Annotated in this window: 27 protein-coding genes; 12 read left to right on the plus strand and 15 right to left on the minus strand. The window is 67.4% G+C overall.

The window, feature by feature from the left end; genetic code table 11:
* Positions 1 to 10: 10 nt before the first annotated feature.
* Positions 11 to 583 carry a YdeI/OmpD-associated family protein gene (locus ACPW96_RS03900; RefSeq protein ID WP_425882083.1) on the minus strand — a complete coding sequence of 191 codons (573 nt, stop codon included), beginning with the start codon at positions 581 to 583 and terminating at the stop codon, positions 11 to 13.
* An 83-nt stretch (positions 584 to 666) separates the two neighbouring features.
* Complete coding sequence (locus ACPW96_RS03905; RefSeq protein ID WP_425882084.1) at positions 667 to 903, minus strand: DUF7455 domain-containing protein; 237 nt, start codon at positions 901 to 903, stop codon at positions 667 to 669.
* A gap of 298 nt (positions 904 to 1,201) precedes the next feature.
* Here ACPW96_RS03905 and ACPW96_RS03910 point away from each other — a divergent pair, with 298 nt between their 5' ends.
* The 7 genes from ACPW96_RS03910 (at position 1,202) to ACPW96_RS03940 (ending at position 8,494) form a co-directional block, all read left to right on the plus strand.
* Complete coding sequence (locus ACPW96_RS03910; RefSeq protein ID WP_425818915.1) at positions 1,202 to 2,665, plus strand: glutamate-cysteine ligase family protein; 1,464 nt, start codon at positions 1,202 to 1,204, stop codon at positions 2,663 to 2,665.
* 137 nt (positions 2,666 to 2,802) lie between these two features.
* Complete coding sequence (locus ACPW96_RS03915; protein WP_425818913.1) at positions 2,803 to 3,057, plus strand: BatC protein; 255 nt, start codon at positions 2,803 to 2,805, stop codon at positions 3,055 to 3,057.
* A complete protein-coding gene (locus ACPW96_RS03920; RefSeq protein WP_425882085.1) occupies positions 3,054 to 4,280 on the plus strand; it encodes a cupin domain-containing protein in 1,227 nt (408 codons plus the stop codon). The genes ACPW96_RS03915 and ACPW96_RS03920 overlap by 4 nt, the downstream gene beginning before the upstream one ends.
* A gap of 10 nt (positions 4,281 to 4,290) precedes the next feature.
* A complete protein-coding gene (locus ACPW96_RS03925; RefSeq protein WP_425882086.1) occupies positions 4,291 to 5,238 on the plus strand; it encodes a sucrase ferredoxin in 948 nt (315 codons plus the stop codon).
* A 96-nt stretch (positions 5,239 to 5,334) separates the two neighbouring features.
* A complete protein-coding gene (locus ACPW96_RS03930) occupies positions 5,335 to 6,810 on the plus strand; it encodes an APC family permease (protein ID WP_425882087.1) in 1,476 nt (491 codons plus the stop codon).
* Positions 6,807 to 7,703: a universal stress protein gene (locus tag ACPW96_RS03935; protein WP_425882088.1), complete on the plus strand. Its 897-nt coding sequence runs from the start codon at positions 6,807 to 6,809 to the stop codon at positions 7,701 to 7,703. Before ACPW96_RS03930 ends, ACPW96_RS03935 begins: the two co-directional genes overlap by 4 nt.
* Before the next feature lie 17 nt (positions 7,704 to 7,720).
* Positions 7,721 to 8,494: a GNAT family N-acetyltransferase gene (locus tag ACPW96_RS03940; protein ID WP_425882089.1), complete on the plus strand. Its 774-nt coding sequence runs from the start codon at positions 7,721 to 7,723 to the stop codon at positions 8,492 to 8,494.
* Between the two features lie 57 nt (positions 8,495 to 8,551).
* Here the strand turns inward: ACPW96_RS03940 and ACPW96_RS03945 are convergent, their stop codons facing one another.
* Positions 8,552 to 8,800, minus strand: a complete 249-nt coding sequence (locus ACPW96_RS03945) for a hypothetical protein (protein ID WP_425818901.1) — start codon at positions 8,798 to 8,800, stop codon at positions 8,552 to 8,554.
* A 146-nt stretch (positions 8,801 to 8,946) separates the two neighbouring features.
* Between ACPW96_RS03945 and ACPW96_RS03950 the strand changes: the two genes are divergently transcribed.
* The 3 genes from ACPW96_RS03950 (at position 8,947) to ACPW96_RS03960 (ending at position 10,791) form a co-directional block, all read left to right on the plus strand.
* Positions 8,947 to 9,963, plus strand: coding sequence for a hypothetical protein (locus ACPW96_RS03950; RefSeq protein ID WP_425882090.1), 1,017 nt, complete (start codon positions 8,947 to 8,949; stop codon positions 9,961 to 9,963).
* Positions 9,964 to 10,105: 142 nt separating this feature from the next.
* Entirely contained in the window at positions 10,106 to 10,459 is a 354-nt protein-coding gene (locus ACPW96_RS03955) for a hypothetical protein (protein WP_425818897.1), read from the plus strand.
* 14 nt (positions 10,460 to 10,473) lie between these two features.
* The gene (locus tag ACPW96_RS03960) at positions 10,474 to 10,791 is read left to right on the plus strand and encodes a hypothetical protein (RefSeq protein WP_425882091.1); all 318 of its coding nucleotides are present in this window, start codon (positions 10,474 to 10,476) and stop codon (positions 10,789 to 10,791) included.
* Between the two features lie 5 nt (positions 10,792 to 10,796).
* Here the strand turns inward: ACPW96_RS03960 and ACPW96_RS03965 are convergent, their stop codons facing one another.
* From ACPW96_RS03965 to ACPW96_RS03985, 5 genes are all read right to left on the minus strand, one after another.
* The gene (locus tag ACPW96_RS03965) at positions 10,797 to 11,939 is read right to left on the minus strand and encodes a peptidoglycan-binding protein (RefSeq protein ID WP_425882092.1); all 1,143 of its coding nucleotides are present in this window, start codon (positions 11,937 to 11,939) and stop codon (positions 10,797 to 10,799) included.
* Between the two features lie 133 nt (positions 11,940 to 12,072).
* A complete protein-coding gene (locus ACPW96_RS03970) occupies positions 12,073 to 13,329 on the minus strand; it encodes a cation:proton antiporter (RefSeq protein ID WP_425882093.1) in 1,257 nt (418 codons plus the stop codon).
* A gap of 264 nt (positions 13,330 to 13,593) precedes the next feature.
* Positions 13,594 to 13,977, minus strand: a complete 384-nt coding sequence (locus ACPW96_RS03975) for a YciI family protein (RefSeq protein WP_425882094.1) — start codon at positions 13,975 to 13,977, stop codon at positions 13,594 to 13,596.
* Between the two features lie 163 nt (positions 13,978 to 14,140).
* Complete coding sequence (locus ACPW96_RS03980; protein WP_425882095.1) at positions 14,141 to 14,869, minus strand: hypothetical protein; 729 nt, start codon at positions 14,867 to 14,869, stop codon at positions 14,141 to 14,143.
* Positions 14,870 to 14,936: 67 nt separating this feature from the next.
* Positions 14,937 to 15,221 (minus strand): hypothetical protein, encoded by a 285-nt coding sequence (locus tag ACPW96_RS03985; protein ID WP_425882096.1) that lies wholly within the window; start codon positions 15,219 to 15,221, stop codon positions 14,937 to 14,939.
* Between the two features lie 9 nt (positions 15,222 to 15,230).
* Here ACPW96_RS03985 and ACPW96_RS03990 point away from each other — a divergent pair, with 9 nt between their 5' ends.
* Positions 15,231 to 15,539: a Dabb family protein gene (locus ACPW96_RS03990; protein WP_425882097.1), complete on the plus strand. Its 309-nt coding sequence runs from the start codon at positions 15,231 to 15,233 to the stop codon at positions 15,537 to 15,539.
* Between the two features lie 89 nt (positions 15,540 to 15,628).
* Here the strand turns inward: ACPW96_RS03990 and ACPW96_RS03995 are convergent, their stop codons facing one another.
* Complete coding sequence (locus ACPW96_RS03995) at positions 15,629 to 16,063, minus strand: cyclophilin-like fold protein (RefSeq protein ID WP_425882098.1); 435 nt, start codon at positions 16,061 to 16,063, stop codon at positions 15,629 to 15,631.
* Positions 16,064 to 16,182: 119 nt separating this feature from the next.
* Between ACPW96_RS03995 and ACPW96_RS04000 the strand changes: the two genes are divergently transcribed.
* Positions 16,183 to 17,088, plus strand: coding sequence for a helix-turn-helix transcriptional regulator (locus ACPW96_RS04000; RefSeq protein ID WP_425882099.1), 906 nt, complete (start codon positions 16,183 to 16,185; stop codon positions 17,086 to 17,088).
* A gap of 3 nt (positions 17,089 to 17,091) precedes the next feature.
* On the opposite strand, the gene ACPW96_RS04005 is transcribed toward ACPW96_RS04000, so the two are convergent.
* The 6 genes from ACPW96_RS04005 to ACPW96_RS04030 form a co-directional block, all read right to left on the minus strand.
* The gene (locus tag ACPW96_RS04005; RefSeq protein ID WP_425882100.1) at positions 17,092 to 18,693 is read right to left on the minus strand and encodes a DUF5597 domain-containing protein; all 1,602 of its coding nucleotides are present in this window, start codon (positions 18,691 to 18,693) and stop codon (positions 17,092 to 17,094) included.
* Between the two features lie 25 nt (positions 18,694 to 18,718).
* The gene (locus ACPW96_RS04010; RefSeq protein WP_425882101.1) at positions 18,719 to 20,461 is read right to left on the minus strand and encodes a DUF5605 domain-containing protein; all 1,743 of its coding nucleotides are present in this window, start codon (positions 20,459 to 20,461) and stop codon (positions 18,719 to 18,721) included.
* Between the two features lie 214 nt (positions 20,462 to 20,675).
* Positions 20,676 to 22,196, minus strand: coding sequence for a family 43 glycosylhydrolase (locus ACPW96_RS04015; RefSeq protein WP_425882102.1), 1,521 nt, complete (start codon positions 22,194 to 22,196; stop codon positions 20,676 to 20,678).
* A gap of 106 nt (positions 22,197 to 22,302) precedes the next feature.
* Positions 22,303 to 23,154 (minus strand): ABC transporter ATP-binding protein, encoded by an 852-nt coding sequence (locus tag ACPW96_RS04020; protein ID WP_425882103.1) that lies wholly within the window; start codon positions 23,152 to 23,154, stop codon positions 22,303 to 22,305.
* A complete protein-coding gene (locus ACPW96_RS04025; RefSeq protein WP_425882104.1) occupies positions 23,147 to 24,940 on the minus strand; it encodes a dipeptide/oligopeptide/nickel ABC transporter permease/ATP-binding protein in 1,794 nt (597 codons plus the stop codon). Before ACPW96_RS04025 ends, ACPW96_RS04020 begins: the two co-directional genes overlap by 8 nt.
* A complete protein-coding gene (locus ACPW96_RS04030) occupies positions 24,937 to 25,878 on the minus strand; it encodes an ABC transporter permease (RefSeq protein ID WP_425882105.1) in 942 nt (313 codons plus the stop codon). Before ACPW96_RS04030 ends, ACPW96_RS04025 begins: the two co-directional genes overlap by 4 nt.
* Positions 25,879 to 25,901 lie beyond the last annotated feature (23 nt).

Here is a 25,901-nt window from a genome sequence, read left to right on the forward strand (position 1 = left end):
TAAGAGCGCGTCAGTAAAGGCTCTCGCCGCGTTTCAGCATCTCGACGTATTCGGCGACGCGTGCCGCTCGCGAAGCCGGTCGCTTGAGGTTCGCCACGCGGAAGGCCATCGCGAATCGGTTCTGCGCCGACTGGGACGCGAAGGCCTTGGCGACCTCCGGGTTCGCGTCCAGTGCTTCCTGCAGTTCCACGGGGAGCTCGCCGTCGCGTTGGCGATAAGCGCGGTCCCATCGCCCGTCCGCCTTCGCCCGTTCGATCTCGAGCTGGCCTTGCGGCCGCATGCGACCTTCGTCGATCAGCCGGGTCACGTGACCGATGTTGACCTTCGACCAGATGCTTCGCGGTCGCCGCGGCGTGAAGGTCTGGAGGAAGTAGTCGGCATCAAGGGAGTGCGACTGCCCATCGATCCACCCGAAGCACAGCGCGATATCGAGGGCCTCGGCGTACGTGATCCCGGGTTGGGTCGTCGCCTTCTTCCGCAGTCGCAGCCGGACCCCGACCGGGTCCGGGTCCGAGTCCAACCACGCTTCCCAGTCCGCGACCGTGTCCACATGCAACTCGGGCTTGTCGGCGTGGCTGACCATGACGGGAGGATAGCTCTCATCCCGCGAGCGCGTGAGGCCCGACGCCCGCGTGGGCCGGATGCGTGTCGCATCGTTCCCTGCAGTCAGGACGCCACGAGATGCCGGTGGTCGATGAGGACCAGCGCGACCTCACGGAGCCGTCGGAGGTACCGCGTGCCATGGTGAGCGCAGTAGGCGACCGAGAGTCCCGAGGGAAGCTCGGCGAACACGAACGCTTCGACGTGGGCGCCGGTGCCGGCGCAGGCGTCGCAGTACTCGCGGGCTTCGCTCGCGACGTCGGTACGGTGTCGGTCGACGATGTCGACGGGTGGCTCGTCCATGAGTCACACCCTTTCGCGGGATGGGGCGGGATCCGTCCGGGCGTTCGAGGTGGAAGGCTCCATCTGGAGCGCGTGAGCGGATTCCCTGTTGTTGATGTGGAGACTGCGGACCACGAAGGTGGATCGAACTCGGTCCTCTGAGTTCCTTGCGCCTCGTGCTTGTACACAGAGAGAGGGCGACCGGTGCCCTCTTGATACGGTCACGAATCACGTCACATCGCCACCGCCCGCTGAGCACACGTCCGGCGGTGTCCGCTAGGCCGTTCCTGGCTGACCGCGGCGGGTCTATTGTGCCGTCATGGGTGAAGACGTCGCGCCGCAGGAGTTCACTCGTGCCGACCGGACCCGCCACCGGGAGAAGGTGCGGCGCAACCTGGACGTGTTCGCGCGGATGCTGCGGGAGGCGCGATTCGACACCGACGACCCGCTGACCGGACTCGAGGTCGAGCTGAACCTCATCGACGATGTCGGCGACCCGGCGATGCGAAACGCCGAGGCCCTGCAGGCCATCGCCGATCCGGCTTTCCAGACCGAGTTGGGTCGCTTCAACATCGAGATCAACGTGCCGCCGGCGCGGCTTCGCGATGGCGGGCTCTCCACTTTCGAAGACACGCTGCGAGCCAGCCTGAACAACGCCGAGGAGCGCTCTTCGACCGTCGGGGCCCACCAGGTCATGATCGGCATCCTGCCGACGCTCGCGCAGAAGCATCTCGGACGGAACAGCATCAGCTCCAACCCGCGGTACGCGCTGCTGAACGACCAGATCCTGGATGCGCGCGGCGAGGACATCTCGATCTCCATCGCCGGACGCGAGAAGCTGGTCACGACCGCTGACTCGATCGTGCCCGAGGCTGCCTGCACGAGCACGCAGTTCCACCTGCAGACGTCGCCGGAGTCGTTCGCGGCGTACTGGAACGCATCGCAGGCGATCGCGGGCGTGCAGCTGGCGGTGTCGGCGAACTCGCCCTACCTGCTGGGTCGGGAGCTCTGGCGCGAGACCCGCATCCCGCTGTTCGAGCAGGCAACGGACACCCGCAGCGAGGAGCTGAAGGCACAAGGCGTGCGCCCGCGCGTGTGGTTCGGCGAACGTTGGATCACCTCCGTGTTCGACCTCTTCGAAGAGAACGTCCGGTACTTCCCGGCCCTGCTGCCCATCGTCGACGACGAAGACCCGGTGGAGGTCCTCGAGTCGGGAGGCACGCCGAAGCTCGCCGAGCTTCGGCTGCACAACGGCACCATCTACCGGTGGAACAGACCCGTCTACGACATCTCTCAGGGCGTGCCCCACCTCCGGGTCGAGAACCGGCTGCTTGCGGCCGGCCCGACGGTGGCCGACATCGTGGCGAACGCGGCCTTCTACTTCGGACTCGTGCGCTCGCTGGCTCACAGCGGGCGACCGCTGTGGTCGCAGATGTCCTTCGCCGCGGCCGAGGAGAACTTCCACACCGCCGCGCGCCACGGGATCGATGCGCAGATCTACTGGCCCGGCGTCGGACAGGTGCCCGTCACCGAGCTGGTCCTGCGCAGACTCCTGCCTCTCGCGCACACGGGCCTCGAGGCGTGGGGAGTTCCGGCATCCGAGCGGGAACGGCTGCTCGGCATCATCGAGCAGCGGTGCCTCACCGGGATCACCGGCGCGGAGTGGTTCGTCGACAGGATGCATCGCCGCTCGCGCATGGAGCGTTACGACGCCCTGCGAGCCACCCTGCTGGAGTACCGGGAAGGGATGCACACGAACCAGCCCGTGCACACCTGGGGCTGACCGACCACATCCGCCTCGGACCCCGAGAGCGAGGGGCGATGTCAAGGCCTCGTTGGGGCGAGGCGGCCCGGGTATTGTCGCAAACGGCCCAACCTCGCCACATCCAATCGCGCCACATCCATTCTGAAAGGCTGCACATGAGCATCAACGACGACGACATCACGACCACCGGCACACCCGGCGAGGGGCCGGCGGACGGCGGGGCGAACCCGAGCGGTCATGACGGCGGTGCCGACGGATCCGCGGACGCAGGCGAAGGACCAGCGGACGGCGGCGCCAACGCCGACGGTCACGACGGCGGTGCCGACGGATCCGCGGACGCAGGCGAAGGACCCGCGGACGGCGGCGCGAACACCGGTGGTCATGACGGCGGTGCCGACGGATCGGCTTGAGCGAGGTCGCCTCGCGCGGACCGGGTGATCGACCCGCGCTCGCGCGCCTCACCGCGATTCCCACGGCGGAGTTCGGCCGTGACTACTGGGGGGAGCAGCCGCTCCTCACCCCCGGCGCAGCCGGGTTCGGCGACCTGTTCAGCGCGAGGGCGGTCGACGAGCTCGTAGCCGAGAGGGGCCTTCGCACACCGTTCGCGCGGATGGCCTCTGAGGGCACGGTGCTGGCGTCGTCGCTGTTCACGGGGTCCGGCGGATTCGGCGCAGAGATCGGAGACCAGCTCGACTCGTCGAAGGTGCTCGAGCAGTTCGCCGGCGGCGCGACGCTGGTGCTGCAGGGACTGCACCGCACGTGGGAGCCGATCGCCGCATTCACCCGGCAGCTGGTCACAGATCTCGGTCACCCCGTGCAGGTCAACGCGTACGTCACTCCGGCGTCGTCGCGCGGGTTCGACCCGCACTACGACACGCACGACGTGTTCGTGATCCAGATCGCGGGCGCGAAGCGCTGGACGATCCATGAACCGGTGCACCGGCATCCGCTCGCCGACCAACCGTGGACGGATCACCGGGAGGCGGTGGCCGAACGCGCGCGCACGCAGCCTCGGATCGATGCGGTCTTCGAGCCCGGAGACGTGCTGTATCTGCCCCGCGGATGGATCCACTCGGCGGTGGCGCAGGGCGGAACATCCATCCACCTGACGATCGGAGTGCGGGCGACGACGCGCCACGACCTGCTCTCCCGCCTGCTCGCGCACGCGGGAGACGACGCGGCGTTGCGACATCCACTGCCGCTCGGCATCGACTATGCGGACCCCTCTTCGCTCGATGCAGACCTGGCGGCCACCGTCGCCGCCGCTCACGCGATCCTCGACGCGGCCTCGGGCGCCGGCCCGATCGCCGCGGCGCTGCGGCGTGCATTCCACGAGGCGGTCCGTCCGGAACCGGTGCGGCCGCTTGCCACGATCGACGTGCTGACAGGCCTCGATCCCGCCGCGAGCCTCGGATGGCGCAACGCCCTCCAGGCGCGCATCGAAGATGACCAGGGGACGGTGCGCATCGTGCTCCCCGACAAGTCCATCGCGCTGCCCGCTGAGGCCTCCTCCGCTGTCCATGCACTCCGCGAGCGCGACCAGCTCGCCGGGGCGCTGCCAGGGCTTGACCCGAATTCGTCGCTCGTGGTGTCGCGCAGACTGCTCCGCGAGGGCGTGCTGGTTCCCCGATGATCGGTCGTCCATGAGCGCGACGGCGCTTCCCGCGACGTTCGAGCCGACCGGCGCGTGGGAGCCGTGCAGCGACCGCTCGCTCGAACGTGACGATCCCCTCGCGGGCACCGGCGGATTCGGCGCTCGCTGGCTGCTCGTCGAGATCGACGGCGCATGGGGTGCGCACGCCTTCTTCCAGTCACGCCTCGATCCGGCGATCGGGCGGGCGCTCGTGCGGCGCGCCGAGGGCGCCGGCATGCGCACCGTCGCGATCCGGCGGTACGGCCGTCGCGCGGACGAGCGCCGTTCCCAGCGGCGGTGGCGGTGGGCGGTGGCCGACGCCCGTACCGGCCTCGAGTCGGTGCGCTGGGGAGTCGTCGAGGACCCGGCCGAACTTCTCGACATCCCGCTCGACGGAACGGCCGGCACAGCATCCGACCGGCCCGTCGTGCTGGTGTGCACGCACGCGCGACACGACCAGTGCTGCGCCGTTCGCGGTCGACCGGTCGCCAAGGCGCTCGCCGGCGCATTCCCCGAGGAGACGTGGGAGAGCTCGCACCTCGGCGGCGATCGCTTCGCCGCGACGATGATCGTCCTGCCTCACGGCTTGTATTACGGGCGAGTGCCGACAGCGGATGCCGTTGCCATCATCGATCGCTACCTCCAAGGCGAACTCGTCGATCAGTACTACCGTGGCCGCAGTTCGCTCAGCAATGTCACGCAGGCAGCCGAATCCTTCGGGCGCTCGCGCAGTGGCGATGCCCGGATCGGAGCGTTCACGCCGCTGCGAGAGGAGCGCACGGCGCAAGGGGGATGGCGGGTGGACCTCGGCCATGGCGGTGACATCGTGACCGTGACGATGCACGAGCGGATGTCGGCGCCGCTGCTCAGCACGTGCGCGGCAACACGTCCGGCCTCCGTCCGTGAGTTCGCTCTCGAGTCGATCTCCCGGCGCCCGGCAGGCACGACAGGCGGCTGACGCCCGGCCGGACCGGCCTTGCCCTGGGCCGGAGCGGGGACCAGACTTGGGCAACCCCGTGACGGTGGAGCGGGCGACGACGCGACGGAGTCCGACATGTCCGATCTCGGCAAACAGCTGCTGCGGCGCAAGCCCATCATCTTCCAGCACCGCCACCATCCGGGCGAGGAGCTCACGCGCAACCTCGGCACGTTCCAGCTCATGATGTTCGGGGTCGGCGCCACGGTCGGCACCGGCATCTTCTTCGTGCTGAGCGAGGCGATCCCGGTCGCTGGCCCAGCCGTGATCTTCTCGTTCCTCCTCGCGGCGATCGCGGCCGGGCTGGCCGCGGTGTGCTACGCCGAGCTCTCGTCATCCATCCCGGTGAGCGGCTCGAGCTACTCGTTCACGTATCACGCGCTCGGCGAGGGCGCGGCGATCCTCGTCGGCGGATGCGTGCTGCTCGAGTACGGCGTGGCCGTCTCCGCGGTCGCCGTCGGATGGAGCGGGTACTTCAACGAACTGCTGCATCAGCTCTTCGGGTTCCAGCTGCCGAGGGAGCTCTCGGCCTCCTTCGTGCCGGGGGATGACGGCGTAGCGACCGGTGGGATCGTGAACCTGCCGGCCGTCGTACTGGTGCTGCTGTGCATGCTGCTCCTCATCCGCGGCGCCTCCGAGTCCGCGACGATCAATGCGGTCATGGTCTGCATCAAGCTCGGCGTGCTGGCCATGTTCATCGTCATCGGGTTCTCCGCCTTCAACGCCGACCACTTCTCGAACTTCTTCGCACAGGCCGCGGGGATCAGTGCGGCGGCCGGCACGATCTTCTTCTCCTTCATAGGACTGGATGCCGTCGCCACGGCGAGCGAGGAGGTGAGGAACCCGCAGAAGGCGATTCCCCGCGCCATCATCGGCGCGCTGCTCATCGTCACCGTCTTCTACGTCCTGGTGTGCATCGCCGGGCTCGCGGCACAGCCCGTCGAGTGGTTCGCCACCCCCGAAGCGGGCGAGGCCGGTCTCGCGAAGATCATGGAGCTCGTCACCGGCACGCCGATCTGGGCGACGATCCTCGCCGCGGGCGCGGTCGTCTCGGTCTTCTCCGTCACCCTCGTGACGCTGTACGGCCAGACCCGCATCCTGTTCTCGATCTCCCGCGACGGCATGGTCTCCAAGAAGTTCCTCGCCGTCAGCGCCAAGCACGGCACACCGGTCTTCAACACCGTCGTGGTCGCGATCGTCGTCGCGCTGGTCGCGGGGTTCGTGCCCTCCGACTATCTGTGGGACAGCGTCTCGTTCGGAACGCTGGTCGCGTTCAGCGTCGTCGCGATCTCGCTGATGGTGCTGCGGCGCCGGCGCCCTGACCTGGAGCGACCGTTCAAGGTCCCGTTCTACCCGGTGGTGCCGATCCTGACGGTCCTGGTGTGCGTCTACGTGCTCACGAGCCTGCGGCCGATCACGTGGATCATCTGCGTCACCTGGCTCGCCATCGTCTTCGCCTTCTATCTGTTCTACGGACGCCGGCACGCCACGCTCAGCCACTACACCTCCGACGAAGAGATCTCGGAGCCGATCCACCCCGAGGCCGAGGTATGACGTACGTCGTCGGCTACGCGCCACACAAGCACGACCGCAGCGCCATCGAGCTCGCCTGCCAACTGGCGAAGTCCCTTCCCCAGCCTGTGGTCGCCGTGTCGGTCGTCCCGCGAGGGTGGGGCACGCCGTTCGCAGCGGGAACCGATCGGGAGTACGAGCAATGGGCGGCCGGCGAAGGGGCGGACAGCGCAGCCCTCGCCGCCGCCGACCTCGCGCAGCATCCGGACATCGACGGGTCTGCGGTCTGGGTGGCCGGCCGGTCGGTGCCCCAGGCGCTCCTCGAAGAGGCGGCGAAAAGGGATGCCGAGATTCTCGTGGTGGCCTCGGGCGACGACGCCGAACCGGGCCGCATCCGCCTGACGTCCAAGACCGACCGGCTGGTCCATTCGTCGACGGTGCCGGTGGCCATCGCGCCGCGGGGACACAACACCTCGAACGGAGTGACGCGGATCACGGTCGCCTTCCGAGACGACGACGCGAGCTGGTCGCTTCTCACACGAGTGGCCGAGATCAGCACGCGCGCGTCGGCGAGACTGCGCGTGGTCACCTTCCTCGTGCGCCCATCACGGCGCCCGGTCACCAGCGCGGTCAGCCATGCCGAGACCCAGGTCATCGACCTGTGGGGGGTGCAGGCCGCCTCGGCGCAGGCCGAGGCAATGGTCCACCTGAATTCGATCGGGGTCACCGGCGACGGTCTGGAGCTGGCGATGGCGGAGGGTTCGGACTGGGGCGAAGCGGTCACTGGGGTCGAGTGGGCCGACGGCGACCTTATGGTGCTGGGGTCGTCGTCGACGCATAGGCTCGCGCAGGTCTTCCTCGGCTCGAGTGCATCCAAGATCGTCCGTCACGCGCCGGTGCCGGTCGTCATCGTTCCGGGTACGGCGATCGGGTAGCGGAGGAGGCTGGAGAAGTGACGACGCCCAGTGTCTCGATGTGGATCGAGTGCTTCGAAGAGGACGCGCGATTCGAGGGCGACGGGCTTGACGCGCTGGTCGAGCAGCTCGTCGCACATGTCCGCGCCACGCACGACGTGCTGTACCCCGAAGACGAGGTGCGGATCTGGGCGCGCAACTTCGCGGAGGCGTCGGTGCGCGAGGACGGCCCCGTCGGGCGGCTTCCGTCGATCGGCTCGGTCGAGGTGCATCCCGTCACCGAGGAACGCATCGATGACTGGCTGCGGTTCTTCGACCGCGAAGCGTTTCCCGACAATCCGGACTGGGGGTCGTGCTATTGCCTGCATCCCCATACCGGCGAAGTTCCTGAGCGACCCTGGCGCGACGTACGCGCGGAGATGATCGAGCGACTGCGATCCGGAGCGACGCTCGGCTACCTCGCCTACGTCGACGGCCGACCGGCCGGCTGGGTCAACGCGTCGCCGCGATCGACCTACGCGAAGTACAGCGGCGTCGATCCTGAGGGCCCCGCGCCCGACACCGTCGTGGGCGTGTCCTGCTTCATCATCGCGCCGCCCTACCGGCGCCACGGCGTGTCATCGGCGCTTCTCGATCGCGTCGTCGCCGACGGGGCCGCACGCGGCGCACGATACGTCGAGGGATACCCGCGCCGGACGGACACCGGCGAGGATTCGACGTCGTTCTGTGGACCGCGGTCACTGTTCGACGCGCGAGGCTTCGCTGCCGCCGAGGAGCGCGATACCTACATCGTCGTGCGCCGGCCCGTCTGACCCGCTGCTGGACCCCGCCCAGCGTTCCCCGACCGCAGGCGATTCTGCACGGTCGGCCTATTCTTCGTCCTCGCTCCGCAGGCCGGACTTCCTGCGCTCGAGCACCCAGTGGCTCGCGTGAGTCTCGGGATGACGCCACTCTCGCAGGCGGTACTCGAATCCCGGCAGCAGCACCAGCGGAATCGGCTCAGGCGATGCGGGAGCCACCGCACCCATGACGATCTTCGCGTCCAGCGGTATGAACGGTGACTGCGCCGGAATCGGAGCGGTCACGATCTCAACCGGGTCTCCATAGGGACGGGGCATGGCCGCAAGGTTACCAGAGAGAACGCTGAAAGAACCACACCGCGGCTTCGTCATGAGTATAGCACTCATATAGAGTGCCTATAGAGGCCGCTGCAACGGAGTGAGCGGCCCACTTATCCAAAGTCGGAAGTTAGGACACACATCAGATGCGTCGCATCAGCAAGGTCGCGCTCATCGCGGCCACCACGACCGCCCTCGCCCTCGGCGGCGCCGGCGCCGCGCAGGCGGCCGTCACGATCGACAGCGCCGGCAGCGGCTTCGTCGGCAAGGGCGACGTGCAGACCGCGCTGGGCCTCAACAACGCCCAGATGCAGGCCCAGGCGAAGAGCCTGAAGTTCACCACCTCGCAGGACGCCATCCAGGCCATGACGCAGGGCGTCACCCAGTCCGGCACGCAGTCGGGCACGCAGTCGGCCGTCCAGTACGGCGTCGAGCTCGGCAAACAGGGCGCCGAGCAGGTCATGATCCAGACGCTCTCCTGCACCAAGACCACCGGCAACAGCGTCCAGCAGGTCCGGACCGGCACCCGCGCGGGTGACCGCACCGCCGAGCGCGTCGGCACTGCGATGGGGACCCGCGAAGGTGTCCGCACGGGCACCGCGACCGGCACCCGCGAGGGCACCCGGGCCGGCGACCTGACCGGCAAGGTCGCCGCGACCGTCGCCTACGACGCGCGTCAGCGCAACCAGATCACCGGCTTCACCCTGACCGGCTTCGCCGCCGGCGACCCGAAGTTCGTGGCTGAGGGCGAACCCGCCTACGGCACCCCGTCGCTCGGCGACTACTCCTTCGGGGAGTACTCCTTCGGTGCGTACGATTTCGAGGCATACGACTTCCAGCCCTACGTCTGGATCGGTGACTTCAACTTCGGCGCCACGACATGGGCCGAGGAGTTCGAGTCCGACCCGAACGCCAACCCCGACGTCTGCGTCGAGGGCAACAAGAACATCGTCCCCGGCAGTGTCAAGAGCGTCATCACCGAGGGCGACGTCACCGTGAGTGAAGACGTCACGATCCTCGCCACCCTCGACGGCAACATCGTCGCCGGCGACATTGTCCCCGGTGACATCATCGATGGCGACCTCGCCTACGGCGACGTGACCCCCGGCGCGGTGACCGCGTCCGGTGCGATCAGCGTGTTCGTCAACGGCGTGGCCCTCTGAGCCACGGCCTCACCCAGCGGCCGTCCCGCTTCCGCGGGGCGGCCCGCTGCGGTCCTCCAGGGCCGATCAGCATCCGCACGGCCCGAGCATGCGGCTGCAGCGAGCAGAGGTCTCGAAGCAGCCAGATCTTCAAGGACACGCCATGGGAACCATGTACTACGGCGGGTCGGCGACGCCGATCCGGATCGAGGATCGCGCGCTCGCCCACCTCAAGGTGGTCGCTGTCACCAAGCTGCGGCGCGGTGAGAGCTTCACGGTGTCCTGGCGTCACACCGACGACGAGCCTCGAGGGCGCTCGACGCTGTGGCTCCATCCGTCGATTCCCATGCGCTTCGTCTTCGACGATCCCGAACCCTCGATGTTGAGCCGTGACTGGATCGAGGAGCTCGCGCAGTCCGCGAACTCCTCGGGTGGCATCGCTCTCGTCGCACAGCACGACACCGGAGCTCAGACCCCGGTCGACACCACGCGTGCGGTCCCGCAGCCGCACGCCTGATCCTGGAGAGACGCATGGCACGGTTCATCTACGACTCGTCGACGACCGCGATCGACATCGAGGAGCGCACGCTCGCTCATCTGCGCATCGTCATCATGAACAAGCTCCGTCGGTCGGAGTCGTTCATGTTCGACGTCGAAGTCGCGGACGGCAGTGGGCACCGGAGCTTCTGGATGAGCCCCTCGGTGCCCCTCCAGTTCCACTTCTTCGGCAGCCGTCCACCACGCATCAATCGGGAATGGGTCGAAGAGCTCATGCTCGTCGCGAGCGGTCCCAACGGGCTGAGCATCGTGCCGGAACCGGCCGAGCAGGGCGCCCCTGCGACGATGTGATCGGCCTACGGCTCGTCCGAGGTCGACGGAGCGGGAACCGGGGTCTCGGGCGATTCCGCATTCGCGAGCTCTTCGATGGCCGTGTGGAAGGCGTTGATCGTGGCGGCATCCACCGCGCCGGTCGGCTCGACTCCCAGCTCAACCTGCAGTGATTGCACCGCCTCGGTCAGAGCCGGTGTCCACATGCCGTCCACGGGGCCGTCCCAGAATCCGAGCAGCTTCAGGGTCTGCTGAACGGCCGCCGTGGTGGCGATGGATTCCTGCGCGGCGGCTCCGCCGAGCGCCAGCAGCTCCGCCTGCAGCGCTTCGGCGGTGGCGTTGTCGACGGTGCCGGTGACCGGCAGGCCGCTGGCTTCCTGCAGCGCCTCGACCGCCCGGACCGTCTCCGGCCCGTACAGCCCGTCGATCGCACCGGCGTAGTACCCCGCCTGGGCGAGCTCCTGCTGCAACGCCGTCGTGTACGCGCTCGCGGCCGCCTGGGCATGCACCGTCTGCTCGTCGGAGACGCAGCCGGCGTCGACGAAGAGCCGCAGCCAGGCGAACTCGAGCGCGACCACGGCGCTGTTGAATTGTTCGGATGCGTCCGTCAAGGGGGTGTCGTCGGTGATCCCGCTCAGCGCGGCGTCGAAATCCGACTCCGCCTGCGTGACCCGTTCGACGGTTGCGGCCGGCGCGAGGGGAGTGGAGGTCGGGTCGGCGGCATCAGGCTCGCCGGGGGCGGCCGAGGCGCCGGAATTCGCCTGCTCCAGTGCGGCACGCGCGTCTTCCAACTCCTGTTCGGCAGTCACGACCTCCCGCTGGGCGTCGACCGCGGCCTCGGCGCCCTCGAACGCATCCTCGCGTGGATCAGTGAGGTCCGCGCCAGCGTCCCTCACGTCGCCGACGGTGGGTGCGGTCTCATTCAGCACGTCCCCATAACGGTCGAGCGCCGCGATGTAGGCCTTGCTCGCCCCACAGAAGGCGTCCGACGCAGCGGTCAGCTGCGCCTGGGCCTCGGTCAGGGCCTTCTCCTTCGCGGCGACCTGCGCCTCCGCCCGATCGACGCTGCTGACGTCACCGGCGCACCCGGCGAGACCGATCGCCACGATGACGGTGCACGTGGCACTCGCACGTCGCAGCCACCGCACCCTGGCAGCGTCGATCTTCATGACCAGCCTCCTTCGGCGCCCGACCTTCGTCCCCATCCTGACAGAGCCCGTCGCCGGAGAAGCACGCGAAAGTCCTGGCACGGACTGCAGCGGGCCGCGCGATCGCGAGAATCGGTAGGGAGATGACCGCAGCTCAGGCACCTCTGCGGCGAGCGCGCGGACCGCTGTGCCCGCCAGGGGCGCCGTCTCCATGGCTGCGGGCGTACCGTCGGACAAGAGGACCTGCTGAGACGCCGTGCGCGAGCACGCTCAGAAGCACGGTGACAGCGACGACGGAGATCGCGGGGCCGACTGTTTCGAACTCGCCCAGTTGCTCGATGGCGAGGATCGCGAACACCACCGAGGCGAGTCCACGCGGTCCGAACCAGCCGATGAAGCCGACGGTCTGCGTGTCCAGTCCTGTTCCGGCCAACCCGACCGCGACCGGAAGCATCCGGATGATCGTGAGGCTGAGCACTGCATAGGCGAGAGTCGCCAACGAGACGTGCTCGAGCGCAAAAGGCACCAGAGCCGCGCCGAAGAGGAACCACACTCCGAGTGCGAGAACCTCTCCCAGCAGTTCGGGCAGCTCCACCACCTCGTCCACCGCTGCGACGTCGGGCGGGAACGCCGCACCGAAGGCCATACCCGCCACGAACGCGGCGATGAACGCGTTCCCGCCGAGGACCTCGGCGAGCGCGAAACTTCCGACGGCCGTGGCGAGGGCACCCAGGCGACGACCGCCGTGGATGACCCAGCCGCGGCGCGACGCGCCGGCGAGCAGCTTCGCGCTCACGAAACCCAGGACCACGCCGATCGCAATGCCGATCACCAGCTCCAGTCCTGCGCCGACGCCGCCGGAGTCCTCACCGGAATGGCCGAGCTGCGTTGCGGCGAGCGCCAGCGCGAACACCACGATCGGTGTGACGATTCCGTCGTTGAGTCCGCTCTCGATGTTGAGGGCACGGCGCACCCGCGCCGGCACACGTTCGTCCTCGATCACCTGAGTGCTCAACGCGGCGTCCGTGGGCGCCAGGGCCGCACCGACGAAGAGCGCCAGCGCCCACGTGAGGTCGTTGAACAAGAGCGCGGCGGCCAGGGTTCCGAGGAGGACCGAGGCCGGAAGACCGATACCGAGGAGCCGAGCCGGTATTCCGACGTCCCGTCGAAGCGTGGGCAGGTTGACTCTCGATGCATCCGAGAACAGCAGGAGTGCCAGTGTCAACTCGACGAGGAGGTGGACCGACGGCGCGTCGACATCGACGGGCACCGGGCCCCACGCCTGATTGCCCAGGAGGAACCCCGCTGCCGACAGGACGACGGGGCCGGTGATGTTCCACCCGGCGAGGCGCCTGGACAGCACGGCCCAACCGAGCACGACAAGACTCAGAACGGCAGGTACGGGCTCCATGATTCGCTCGCTTCTTCAGACCGTCGGCCATGATCCGCTACGGCGACAACCCTCCGGTCCTCCCGAGCGCTGACAGCAATACGGTAGACCCCCGATCCCCGCGGCGCATGCTCTGAACGCAGACGCCTTCCCAACCGACCCCTGCATGGATCATCAGGGTGATCGGGAGAGGACCGTGTCGCACTCGTGAACATCGGCGCCCGCTGTCAACGGAGGAACCCCCACCTCTGCCGAGGTGGGGGGTACTTCGCGGGGCCTTCTCACTCACCCCGCGGGCCGTTGCCGTTCGATGATCTCCGTGAGGTCCGAGGGGAATCGGTGCACCTCCTGCGGCCAGTCCAGTGCAACGGCCAACCGTCCTGCCCAGTAACGCGCGGCGTCATCGTCGGGCACGTCCACGACGGCGAAGCCACCGAGGTGCTCCTTGGTCTCGACGAACGGCCCATCGGTGAAGATCGGCTTACCGTCCTCGCTCACGACACTGAAGATCGCGGTCGAGGCATCGATTCCCCCATCCCCGTAGAGGAAGACGCCCGCCTCTTTCATGTCGTCGAGCACGGCCCCCGACGCCTCGCTCTTGGCGCGCAGTTCGTCGGGGGTGTGCTCGGGCACCCACTCGTCGTTGAATGCAATCAGATACTTCGGCACTGCCGTCTCCTCTCATCGGGACCAGAGCCGGGTCGTGGCTCCTGAGGCGACCCGAAACGGGTCGCACACCTTATCCACGAACGGCGACGCTCGAATACGACACTATTGCTGCGACATCCGATCGCGATCACGCCGACGGCGATGGTCTGGCCGCGCCCGGAGTTCAGGTGGATGCCGGCGGAGTGTGGACGAAGACGTCCACCGTGTCCCCGCGGAGATACAGGCTGACCACGCTGCCGCCCGGAAGCCATTCGCCGAAGCCGTCATTCGACTCCGCCGCGACGTTCAGATGGAGGGCGAGTTCCCTTCCCGGTGGCAGGCACTCGAATTCGAACCGGCCGCTGCCTGCACTGTCCCAAGCGATGAGGCAATTGCTGCCCAGGCTGTTCTCAACGGACCACACGTTGACGTCGTGGTACTGCTCGAACCGGAGGAGTGTGGTGGTGTCCGCAACCTCGCCAAAGCCATCCAGCGTCTGGATCAGTGGGCTATTCGGCGGCTGCACCGCGGTGGGCTGCAGCGTCGCGTCGGGCTGCGGTGCAAGGAGCCGGGCCGCGGCGTAGATGAGGATTGCGATTACCACGGTCGATCCGACGACGAACCATGCGCGGCTCCGCGTCGCGGTGGCGCGCTGCCACAGCGACGGCGACGCCTCGGCCGCACGGCTGCCGACGGATTGTGTGACGGTGACCGGAGCCGGAGCGCCCGCGTGAGCGGCTTCGAGTTCGATCAGCCTCGCCATCGCCGCCGGATCGGCATCGATGTCGGATGCCGGACCGTACGCCCGTGCGCGCAGGTCATTCAACTCGCGTTCGGCGTCCGACAGGCGCGAGTGTGTGATGCGCTGAAACGACTCGGGGTCCGGGTTCGATGCGGAGGGCGATCCATCCACGGTTGCAACGTACACCCGCTCGCCACGCGCGCACAGTGAGCGCCGTTTTCCCGGAAGGCGGCGACCGTCAGCCCGGATTCCCGGATGTGAACCATTCCGTCAGCGCGGACTGGAAGCGTTCCGGCTCGACGTTCGCTTCCCACCCATGCGGGGCGACGGCGGTCTCCACAACGGTGACTTTCGACTGCGCCGCAGCGAACTCCTCCGTCAGTTCGAACGGGATGTCCTCGTCACCCCCGGAGTGCAAAGACGACACCGCCGACGAGTGCGTGGTGCTGGAACGTCTTCCCGAACCACAGTCCGTGGGGCACTTTACCCGGGTCGATTCCCACGGGACGATCGGTTCGGGCATTGTGGGATGATGACCACGCCATCCGTTGTGCACGTCGTCCTCGTCCGCTGGAAGCCGGATGCCGATGCCGCCGCCCTCCAAGAATTGACCGAACTGGCGAGCGCATTCCCGGACACCATCCAGGGAGTACTCGCCGTTCACTGCGGGGCGAACACCAGCCCGGAAGGACTTGCGGGCGGATTCGAGTGGGCGCTCATCGTCAGCTTCGCCAGCAGCGCAGCCCGAGACGACTACCTACCGCATCCGGCGCACCAACCGGTCGCGCAGCTCATTTCTCGGTTTGCGGAACAGGTCGTCGTCTTCGACGTCGATGCGTGACGTCGCCGGTCGGGGCAACTCCGGTGCTCTCCCAAGGGCGCCCCACATAGTGACGCCCATGCCTTCGCTCTCGGAAGCCAGCTTCACCCCTACCCCGCGTCTGGGTCGGCCACAAGCTGGATCAGGCAGTGCCGCACGCATGCGGCGATTCCGTCCATGCCGCTCGTCACGTGTCCCAGCGCAACGAGGCCGTCGTCGGGGACCGCTGATCCATCGGTGAGGAACACGATGATGCTCTGCTCCGAGGCCAGGTAGGCGAGGTCACCAGCCCGGTACTCACTCATGACGGCGCCCCCGTCCATGACCAACGGGAGTCGCAGCTGCGCGAACGCTGCGGTGCCCATCCGGTCGTCGAAGGTCAGCTCGAGTGAAAGCTGGGATGCCAACTGCTCTGCAGCGGCGGAGTCATCGAGGGTGACGCGGACGCTTTGTGGATCGGGTGTGGGGGCTGGCAACGAAGCGGTCAGCAGCACTGCGGCGGCGGCGGCGATCGTGTTGAACAGAGGCTGTGGGAGGAGGGTCACGGCAAGACGCTGGGGCATGAGTCAAGCAAACGGTCTGGAACGGTTACGCGGGAGTTCCTGTCCTGACGTGCCCTTGCAGGGCATCCCAGTGCCGCAGGGCCCCGCCGTACCCTGAGGTCATGGACAACCGTTCCGAGGTCCGCGACTTCCTCATGTCGCGTCGTGCGAGGGTCGAACCCGAGGACGTCGGTGTGGCCCGGGGTACCGACCGTCGCGTGCCCGGTCTGCGGCGAGGCGAGGCCGCCGCTCTCGCGGGGGTGAGCGTCGAGTATTACGCCCGCCTCGAGCGGGGCGCGATCGGCGGTGCTTCCGACGCGGTGCTCGATGGACTCGCGAAGGCCCTACAGATGGATGACGCGGAGAAGGAGTACCTGCATCGGCTCGCGCAGCAGGCCGGTGGCATCAAGACCGCAACGCCGCGCGGGGACAAGCCGACGCCGGTCTGGCGGCCATCGCCCAGCATCCGATGGTTCCTCGACTCGATGGAATCCGCCGCGGCGCTGATCGGCAACGGCCGGACGGACCTGCTGGCCTGGAACCCGTTGGGCGGCGCCCTGATGGACGAGGTGATCAACACCGCCACCACGTCCCCGCCGAACTTCGCCCGGTTCATCTTCCTCGAACCGGTCGCCCGCCGGTTCTACCCCGAATGGGACGCGATCGCCGGGATCAATGTGGCGCAACTCCGCACCGAGGCCGGGCGCGACCCCCACAGCAAACAGCTGCACGACCTCGTCGGGGAACTCTCCACCCGCAGCGATCACTTCCGCACCCTCTGGGGCCGCCACGACGTGTGGGAGCACCAGTCCGGCGTGAAGCGATTCCGCCACCATGCCGTCGGTGACCTCACCCTGCACTTCAACGGGTTGGACCTGGTCGGCCAATCCGCCGTCCAGCTCACAGTACTCACCGCCGAGCCGGGATCACCGGACCATCAGGCGCTGCAGCTGCTGGGCAACTGGGCATCGACAGAACGACATCCAGCCGACTCTTCAGCCGTGCTGAAGTCGGAGAGCTCGGCGTAACGGTCAAAACCGATATGTGCTCGCGCGCAGGATGCCCGACAGGCGCGTGTTCTGCCGGATCGGAAACAGCTCCGATTGTGTCTGGTCGAGCGCGGGCAGGCGGATCCATTGGCCGCCTCCCACCTCATCGCCGTTCAGGCGACGTCTGACCCGCCAGTCATCGCCTTCTGGCTCGACCTCCTCGACGGCCAGCCAGCCGGTCCGAGAGCCTCCCGCATCAACTGTCCGAACAGCGAATCCGCGGCCGATCACGTAGAACAAATCTTGTCGCACGCGAGCCACCAAACCGACGCCGTTCCTCTCCGAGGGGAAGGTCTCGGCAAGGTGGCTGCTGCTGACCTCGACCGCTCCATCGCCGAAGAGGCGCTTCGTCGACTTGTCACCGGTGAGCGTGAATCCGCGCATCTCGGCATCCGGATACTGCTCGAGTACTTTCCCCGCCGCGGACAGCAACCGGAACGCGTCGGTGACGTCCGAGTAGTGAGGATCGTCCTTCGCCATGATGTCGAACGCGAAGGGAGCGACGCCCGCCGCCCCCAGCTCACCGACTGCGCGGAACATCTGCTCCACCCCGGTTCGATTGCACTGCATCTCGGGGATGAACAGGATTCCGTCGATCGCGGCGTACTCGCTCGCGATCGCATCGAACGTGCCGAAATAGAGATCCGGTGCGAGGAAGTCGAGCGTCGGCGCGAGCGCACGCCAGATGCTCGCGGTGTGTCGAAGCGGTCCGCCGCTCGGGTACTCACCGGGCCGAACCCCGCCGGCGAGCGCGAACCCGGCCTCTCCGCCATCGCTCTGCGCATTGGCGTCGACCCAGGCATTCACGTAGAGGGGGATGTCGAATTCCGCGCGACCCGCCCGAGCGACCTCATCGATGTACGACGCGTATGCAGCTGCCATGAAGGCCTCGTCCGCCTCCTCTGAGAAGACACCTTCCCAATTGCTGTCCCTCGCCGTGCCGGTCCTCCGAACCGCCCCCAGGAGACGCCCCTCGTCGAGTCGACCCAGCGCGTCGAGCACCGCTGCCGGCACCGGATCCGCCCACTTCTCCTCTGCGAGTCGACTCCGGTCGCGGGAGTCGCCGAGTACTCCGACCTCGTTCTCGACCTGAAGCATCAACACCGTCTCCCCATCGTCGAGCTCTTTCAGATGACGCATCAGCGCGGCGAAGGCGCGGGCATCCGCCTCACAAGCGGAGCGAGAGAACGGGGAGATCGCCTCGATGGGGGTTCCCGCCGATGTGTGGATGCGCGGGAAGCGAGCGGCATCGCGCTTGACCCAGCCGGGCACGTAGTTCGACATCCCGTTCTTCCACGTTCCGAACCAGAGCGGGATGACGTGCAGGGAGTGGGTGCGGGCGGCGCCGATCAGCGCGTCGACGATGCTGAAGTCGAAGACGCCCTCCTCGGGCTCGATCGACTCCCAGGCGACCGGCGCCAGTACGGTATTGACACCCATGAGGGCGGCCGCATCCAGCGACTCCGTGATGGCGGCGCGCGTGCTGCTCCCGGAGTTGTGGAGCTCGCCGCCCACGATGAGGTACGGACGTCCGTGCAGCATGAGACGACCATGCTCGAATCGGCGGTGCAGAAGGCTGTTCATCAGATTCTCCTCGGCGGTGGTGCGCTCAGGACTCGGGTGCCAGGACGACGCGGATCGCGATGTAGGGGCGGGCGGGCAGCTCGACACGCACCTGGCCGGTGTGGTCGCCGGGCAGTGGTTCGATCGTCATCTTCCAGGTGTCGAGGACCTCGATGGTGGCAGTCCGTCCCTCCGGAATGCGCACATCGCGGTAGCGAGGTCGGTGTCCTCCGTAGTACGTCACGATGTACCCGTCGGCGCCGCCGGACGGGAAGTCCCAGTCGCTGGGGAGCGGATCGAGCCGTCCCGTCGGTGACGCGTCGATGATCTGTCGGAGGAATGCGAGCCGCGGCAGGCTGTCGCCCTGCAGCGTGCCGCCCTTCGACCACCACAGCACATCGTCCTCCGAGTAGTACGTCTCGCCGTGCGTGAGGTATCCGCCGTGAAGGGTGGCGTCCCAGAAGCGCCGCACCATCTCTTCTGCGGGAAGGTTGCCCCACCCCTGGTCGATGTCGCCCTCATAGCCGGATTCGTCGACGATGACGGGTTTGTCCCAGGCACGCTTCCACCGGGCGATGGACTTGCCGATCGTGTAGTCACCGCTCTGGATGCTGCAGTGAGTAGCCCAATCGACGGAGTAGTCGAAGACCTCGACCCAGTTGTGGATCGAGAGAGGGTGGCCGTACGGGTCATTCGAGCGGACCAGGCGGGCGAGACGGTCCCAGTCCTCGCGGCCCTTCGTGGTGAGAAGGTCGTATTCGTTCGCCATCGACCACCACACGTGGGGAAATGCAGCAAGGCGTCGAGTGACGTAGGCGACATACCGGTCGTCGGCGGTGGGACCGAGCGTCGCGAAGCCCCACCGGTCGTAGGGGTGGAAGAGGATCAGGTCTGCCTCGACACCCAGCGCGGCCAGCTGGTCCAGTCGCGTCTCCAGGGCGGCGAAGTACTCCGGATCGAAGCGCGTGGTGTCCCAGCCGCCGCCCTCCGCACGGGGGAAGACGAACCGCTCCGGCTCGTTGGCGTTGAACATGAACGATTTCGGGAACAGGCCCATCCGGATCTTGTTGAACGGCGCCTGGGCGAGTGAGCGCAGCGTCTGCTCTTGCAGCGCCTCGTCCTGGTGCGTCCACGCGTAGGCAGTGGTCCCCACCGGCACGTACGCTGTGCCGTCGGCGTATGCGAAGTGCCCGCCGTCGACGGCCCGAACCGGTCCCCGTGCATCGCTCTCGGACACGCTGATCGTGCCGTGGATGCCGTCCAGGGAGCGGGCGTTGGAGGTGGTCGTGAAGCTCCAGCGACCGGCCGAGGGCGGAAGGAATCGAGCCCGGTACGTGCCATCGCCGTCGTAGAAGCCGCCGACGGTGATGTCCTTGCCCACTGTGCGGAAGGTCACGGTCAGCTCGACGTCCACGAACGGGTTGCCGTGGGACGGACCGTGCAGCACGATCTCCGTGCGGCGGTTCGCGCCCGCCCCCCGGGATGCTTCGACCCGTGCGCTTCCCCGTGGCACGGCACCCGACTCGTAGTCGGGAGCCGGGACGATCGGGGCTTCCACCGCCGGACGCGGGCTGAGATCCTCGAACTCGGCGACGCCCTCCATGATCTGCGAGATGCGCGGGTCGTCATCGCCGAGGATGAGGCCCAGAATCGCGGCCGACGGGAAGTCCGCCAATTCGACGACCATCGGGGAATCCAGCACCTCGGGAGCTATGGAGCGGACGACGGCGGCGGCGTCACCGTGCGCGAGCACAGCGGATACGGGCGTGGATCGTTGAATGGTGCGCATAGGGGTTTTCCTTGAGTCGGGATCGAGCCTCGTCGCCCGGCAGGACCGGGGACCACGTTGTCTCTCGTCGAGAGTGTCAAACGGGCCGTTCGGCCGCCAGGACTTGCGCAATTTGCTGGCACCGCCGGCGGTTATTGCGCAACGTCGGTCAGGCCCGCACAGACCGGCACCACACTCTGACCCCGCTCGCACCAGAACCTGGCGTCGACCGCGGTCAGTCGTAGATCGGCCGATAGCTCACGCTCAGCAGGCGCCCACCGGGGTGAGGTGAACCGAGCGCCAGCATCCGGCCCGTGAAACCGGCCGCCACCTCGGTCGAGAAATAGCGACCGTCGAGCCGTGCCAATTTCACGAAGCCGTCACCTGTGTCCACCGACAGGGTGACGTCGTCGGGACCGGCATACCCGAAGGGCACGGGTGCGCTGCGCGGCACGGATGCCTCGAGCCGAAGCGTCACGCGGGGCGTTCTCACAGGGGCGGCAGCCACTTCCTGCCACACGTCTCCGATCCGGAGGATGGCACGGGCCGTTCCGGCATCCACCACAACACCGCACCAGTGACGCTCGTCCAGCCGCAGGCGGAACTCCCCTGCGCGTTCGACCACCGCCTCGGCGACCCAGGCGAAATCACGCACCCGTGCGCACAGCAGATCGGCGGAGGATCGACCCGCCGACGGGAAGTGAAGTCCGCCGTCGGGATCGCGCTCCACCGTGGACGCGGGTTCACCGTCTGCAACGACCCAACGCGGATCCAGCGCCGCCCCCGAGAAGTCATCCTCGAAGGCGGTATCCGGCACTGGGATGTCGAACCTGTACTCGTCGAAGACCGGCCAGCCATCGACCCAGTCGATGCCGGCGAGAAATGTCTCGCGTCCGAGCACGTGGAAGCCGGGGGTGGACCCGCGGGGCCTTGCGCCCAGGTAGACGACCGCCCATCGGCCGTCGGGTCCTTGCACCAAGTCCGCGTGTCCGACGCTCTGCACGGGGTGAGAACTGCTGCGATGGGTGAACACCGGGTTCCACGGGCAGGGTTCGAAGGGACCGGTCGGGCTCGTGCTCCTCGCCGCCGTGACGCAATGGCCGCGCTCGGTTCCGCCCTCGGCCAGCAGGATGTACCAGTGGTCGCCGATGCGATAGAGGTGCGGCCCTTCGGCGGCCTGCATACCGGACCCCTGCCAGATCGGGTAGTGCGGTTCCCGCAGGCGTCCGGTCTCGAGATCCATGCGCGCCTGACGGATCCCCTGTCCCCCGACGGTGAAGTCGAGCACATGCCACGTGAGGTAGCTCTCGCCGTCGTCGTCCCAGCAGAGGTCGGGGTCGATCCCGACTGCCTCGGGCACGAAGACCGGCTCGCTCCACGGTCCGGCGGGGTCGGTGGCATGCACGATCACCTGGCCGGCGGCGAAGTCGCTGACGTTCGTGGTGATGAACCAGAACCGCCCTCCGTGAAACCGCAGCGTCGACCCGTAGATCCCCGTCGATGGACCGGGGGTGGTGAGCCGGAACTGCTCACGCGTCGTCAGGATGCTGCCGATCTGGGTCCACGAGACGAGGTCCGTGCTGTGAAAGATCGGCGCTCCCGGAAAGTACTCGAAGCTCGACGTTGCAAGGTAGTAGTCATCGCCCACGCGGCAGATCGTCGGGTCGGGGTAGAAGCCCGGGAGGATCGGCTGGAATGCGCCGTTTGCCGACGTGTCTGTTATTGCGCGACTCGCCGTGGACGTGTGCTCAGGCACTGGGGGCGCTCCGTTCGAGCGAGGTCGTGCCGGGGGGCGCGGGAATGTAGGGCATGACGTTCCTGACGAGTGTTATCGATGAGTCGGTGGACAGAGAGCGATCACGTCATGCGCCGAGTTCGACCCCCTCCGGTGGCTTTGCGGCCTCGTCGTGCAGCGCCCGCAATCGTGCGGCGCGGCGGGCGCGCTGGCGTGGCGGGTCGGCAACGGGGGCGGACATTTGCAGCCGATGTGTGTACGGATGCTGGGGATTCGCAGCGACTTGGTGCGCGTCGCCGAGCTCCACGATGCGTCCTCCCTGGAGGACGGCGATCCGGTCGCTGATACTGTGCACGACGCCGAGGTCGTGGCTGATGAAGAGGTATGCGACACCCGTGTCCTTCTGCAGATCGCTGAGGAGCTCGAGGACCCGCGCCTGGGTCGTGACGTCCAGGGCGCTGGTCGGCTCGTCGCACACGATCACCGACGGATTCAATGCCAGCGCCCGGGCGATTGCGATGCGCTGCCGCTGACCTCCGGAGAATTCGCGCGGGTAGCGCGACCATGCATCGGCGGGGAGGCCGACAGCATCCAGCAGCTCTCGGACCCTCGCGCGTCCCTCGGTCACCCCGGCGGCACGCAGCGGCTCGACGAGGATGCTCTCGACCGTCATTGAGGGGTTGAGTGACGAATATGGGTCTTGGAAGATGACCTGGATATCGCGGGCAATCTGACGGCGGCGGGCACGGGGGATGTTGCTGATCTCCTGGCCGCGAAAGGAGATGGTTCCGCCGGTGACCGGCGCCAGGCCGAGAATGGCACGACCGATCGTCGTCTTCCCGGACCCCGACTCACCGACGAGGCTCACGGTCTCCCCGGGTGCCAGGTCGAGTGAGACATTCTCGATGACGGTCTTACCGCTCCGCTTGCCGCCGTAGCGGACCACGAGGTTGCTGATCTGCAGCAGTTTCTCAGTCATCTGCGACCTCCATGAGCTCGACCTTGCGAGAGGACTCCAGCAGGTCTCGGGTGTAAGGGTTGGTCGGTGCGGCGAAGAGAGTGTCCACGTCGTTCTGTTCCACGATCAGGCCGCCTCGCATGACGCTCACGGTGTCGCAGATGTCGGCGACAACGCCCAGGTTGTGGGTGACGATGATCATCGCAAGACCGCGTTCGCTGCTGAGTTGGCGCAGCAGTTCGAGAACCTCTGCCTGGACCGTGACATCAAGAGCCGTGGTGGGCTCGTCGGCGACGATGAGATCGGGGTCCGAGGCGATTGCCCCACAGATGAGGACGCGTTGCGCCATCCCGCCGGACATCTCGTGCGGGTAGAGACGCATGACGCGTTCGGCGTCGCGGATCCCGACACGTTGCAACAATTCCAGCAGTTTGGCCCGTGCCGCCTTCTTGGAGACACCGGTCGCTGAGCGCAGACCGTAGATGAGCTGTGCCCCGATGGTGAACGAGGGGTCCAGATTCGACATCGGCTCTTGCGGAACGTAGGCGATCCTGCGGCCGCGGACCTTGCGCATTCGCGCCGGGTCGGCGAGGAGATCCTTCCCGTCGAAGAACACACTGCCGCCCAGCACCACCGCCTCGCGCGGGAGGATGCCGATGATCGAGAAGGCGATCTGCGACTTGCCGGATCCGGACTCGCCGACCAGGCCGTGGATCTCCCCCTTGCGCACGTCGATATCGACGCCATGAACCACCTCCGTGACCTCATTGCTCGAGGACGGGTAGCCGACGCGGAGCCCACGAACCGAGAGAAGGACGTCCTGTCTTGCGGCGTGGTCGTGTTCACCGGCGACGCGCGCATCCTGCGCAGCCGTGTTGAGCGCGCGTCGACGAGAAGGCTTCAGAGCGGCGCTGCGGTTGGATGCCTGGAGCGTGTCTCGGAGGGCGTTGCCGAGGAGGACAAAGGCCAGAATGGTGAGGCTGATCACAAGTGCCGGCCAGATGACGTTGGCCGGGTTCGTGTAGATGTTGTTGAACGCGTCCTGCAGGACACGACCCCACGAGGCCTGAGAGGGATCGCCGAGCCCGATCAGGTCGACGCCGCCCACGATCGCAACGGCCGTCGCGAGCACGAAGGCGCCCTGCACGATCACGGGAGCTCGGACAGCCGAGAGAACGTGGCGGCCGACGATGCGCAGATCTGAGAGACCTACGACCTTGGCGGCGTCGACGTAAAGCTCGGAGCGCACCGAGATGACGACAGACCGCACGAGGCGATACAGCGAAGGCGCGACCATGACCCCGAAGACGGTCATCGAGAGTGGGATGTTCGGACCCGTCAACGCGAAGAACGCGACGATCGTGAGAATGCCGGGAAGCGACTGGAGGACGTCGGATACGAAGTTCGCCACCGCCTCGAGTCGACCGCGATAGAACCCGGCAATCAGGCCGCCGGTCAGGCCGAGCAAGAGCGACACGCCAAGCACGATCACGCAGGCGACGATCGTCTGGCGCGTCCCCCAGATCAGCCTGGAAAGGATGTCGCGCCCCGACGCATCCGCCCCGAGAAGGTGCCCTTCGCTGAAAGGTGCAGCATTGGTCGCAGCCAAGTCGGTCGCGTTCGGCGGATACGGTGCGATCCACGGAGCCAGAATCCCGGCCGCGAAGATGATCGACAGGACGACGATGCCGAACACCGCGAACGGATTCTTCATCAGCGACAGGAACGTCGACCGCCGTACGCGCTTCTTCGTGAGTGCGGCAGTGCCGTCCACGTTCGGGTCGATTTGATGCTGATCGACGGTCATCGGATCCTCGCCTTCGGGTTGAGCAGGCTACCGAGCACGTCGGCGAGCAGGTTGACAACCAGGACGAGGACGATGACGACGACCACTACTCCCATCACCATCGGCACGTCCCCCGCCAGCGCGGCAGAGACGGAAAGCAAGCCGACCCCGGGAAGGGCGAAGATCGCCTCGATGAAAAGCGCCCCTCCGAATAAGCCGAGTGTCGTCAGGCTGAGCACCACCAGCCCGGGGCCGCCGGCATTGCGCAGAACGTGCCGGAACAGCAGCTGCGATTCAGGGATGCCCCGGGACCGCAGGGTGCGCACGTAGTCCTGCGACAGGGCGTCGAGCATCGAACCCCTGAACTGTGCTGCCGCGTTCGCGATCGCACCGACCAGTAGCGCGAGTACCGGCAGTGTGAGCGACCAGAGCCAGCCCTGCACGCTGTCGGTGGCCCGGATGTAGCCGGTCGCGGGGAAGTACGGGATCGCGATCGCGAATGCGAAGATGAGGCCGATCCCGAGGATGTATCCCGGTATTGCGGCGCCGAGCACCGAGATGAACTGCAGCGCGCGGTCGATCCACCCCCCGTAGAGCGCTGAGGTGACGCCGAGCACGACGCTGATGACGGTCGTGAAGATCATCGTCAGGATGATCAGGGAGAGCGTTACGGGCACGCGGGTGGACAGCGCCTCGGTCACCGATTGGCCGGTGAGGAAGGATGCACCCAGGTCGCCCGTGACCAGCCCGGAGAGCCAATCGAGGTACTGCACGATCAGGGGCCGGTCGAGCCCCAGCTCTGCCGCCTTTGCCGCCACCTGCTCGTCGCTCGCGCTGAGTCCGAGCACGCTGCGGGCGATCCCGATCCCGTCGCTGAAGGTGATGCAGAAGGTGAAGAAGCTCACGATGAGCAGCACACCGACAGATCGGAGAAGGAGGATGACAATAGTGCGGAACATAGCCGGGGCCCGTCGGTCGCTGT

It is taken from the genome of Micromonospora sp. DT81.3 (genome assembly GCF_049847225.1).
GTDB lineage: Bacteria > Actinomycetota > Actinomycetes > Actinomycetales > Microbacteriaceae > Microbacterium.

Coding starts and splice junctions, on each gene's coding strand:
- ACPW96_RS03900 (WP_425882083.1), bottom strand. CDS start 583: ATGGTCAGCCACGCCGACAAGCCCGAGTTGCATGTGGACACGGTCGCG.
- ACPW96_RS03905 (WP_425882084.1), bottom strand. CDS start 903: ATGGACGAGCCACCCGTCGACATCGTCGACCGACACCGTACCGACGTC.
- ACPW96_RS03910 (WP_425818915.1), top strand. CDS start 1,202: ATGGGTGAAGACGTCGCGCCGCAGGAGTTCACTCGTGCCGACCGGACC.
- ACPW96_RS03915 (WP_425818913.1), top strand. CDS start 2,803: ATGAGCATCAACGACGACGACATCACGACCACCGGCACACCCGGCGAG.
- ACPW96_RS03925 (WP_425882086.1), top strand. CDS start 4,291: ATGAGCGCGACGGCGCTTCCCGCGACGTTCGAGCCGACCGGCGCGTGG.
- ACPW96_RS03930 (WP_425882087.1), top strand. CDS start 5,335: ATGTCCGATCTCGGCAAACAGCTGCTGCGGCGCAAGCCCATCATCTTC.
- ACPW96_RS03935 (WP_425882088.1), top strand. CDS start 6,807: ATGACGTACGTCGTCGGCTACGCGCCACACAAGCACGACCGCAGCGCC.
- ACPW96_RS03945 (WP_425818901.1), bottom strand. CDS start 8,800: ATGCCCCGTCCCTATGGAGACCCGGTTGAGATCGTGACCGCTCCGATT.
- ACPW96_RS03950 (WP_425882090.1), top strand. CDS start 8,947: ATGCGTCGCATCAGCAAGGTCGCGCTCATCGCGGCCACCACGACCGCC.
- ACPW96_RS03955 (WP_425818897.1), top strand. CDS start 10,106: ATGGGAACCATGTACTACGGCGGGTCGGCGACGCCGATCCGGATCGAG.
- ACPW96_RS03960 (WP_425882091.1), top strand. CDS start 10,474: ATGGCACGGTTCATCTACGACTCGTCGACGACCGCGATCGACATCGAG.
- ACPW96_RS03965 (WP_425882092.1), bottom strand. CDS start 11,939: ATGAAGATCGACGCTGCCAGGGTGCGGTGGCTGCGACGTGCGAGTGCC.
- ACPW96_RS03970 (WP_425882093.1), bottom strand. CDS start 13,329: ATGGAGCCCGTACCTGCCGTTCTGAGTCTTGTCGTGCTCGGTTGGGCC.
- ACPW96_RS03985 (WP_425882096.1), bottom strand. CDS start 15,221: ATGCCCGAACCGATCGTCCCGTGGGAATCGACCCGGGTAAAGTGCCCC.
- ACPW96_RS03990 (WP_425882097.1), top strand. CDS start 15,231: ATGACCACGCCATCCGTTGTGCACGTCGTCCTCGTCCGCTGGAAGCCG.
- ACPW96_RS04000 (WP_425882099.1), top strand. CDS start 16,183: ATGGACAACCGTTCCGAGGTCCGCGACTTCCTCATGTCGCGTCGTGCG.
- ACPW96_RS04005 (WP_425882100.1), bottom strand. CDS start 18,693: ATGAACAGCCTTCTGCACCGCCGATTCGAGCATGGTCGTCTCATGCTG.
- ACPW96_RS04010 (WP_425882101.1), bottom strand. CDS start 20,461: ATGCGCACCATTCAACGATCCACGCCCGTATCCGCTGTGCTCGCGCAC.
- ACPW96_RS04020 (WP_425882103.1), bottom strand. CDS start 23,154: ATGACTGAGAAACTGCTGCAGATCAGCAACCTCGTGGTCCGCTACGGC.
- ACPW96_RS04025 (WP_425882104.1), bottom strand. CDS start 24,940: ATGACCGTCGATCAGCATCAAATCGACCCGAACGTGGACGGCACTGCC.
- ACPW96_RS04030 (WP_425882105.1), bottom strand. CDS start 25,878: ATGTTCCGCACTATTGTCATCCTCCTTCTCCGATCTGTCGGTGTGCTG.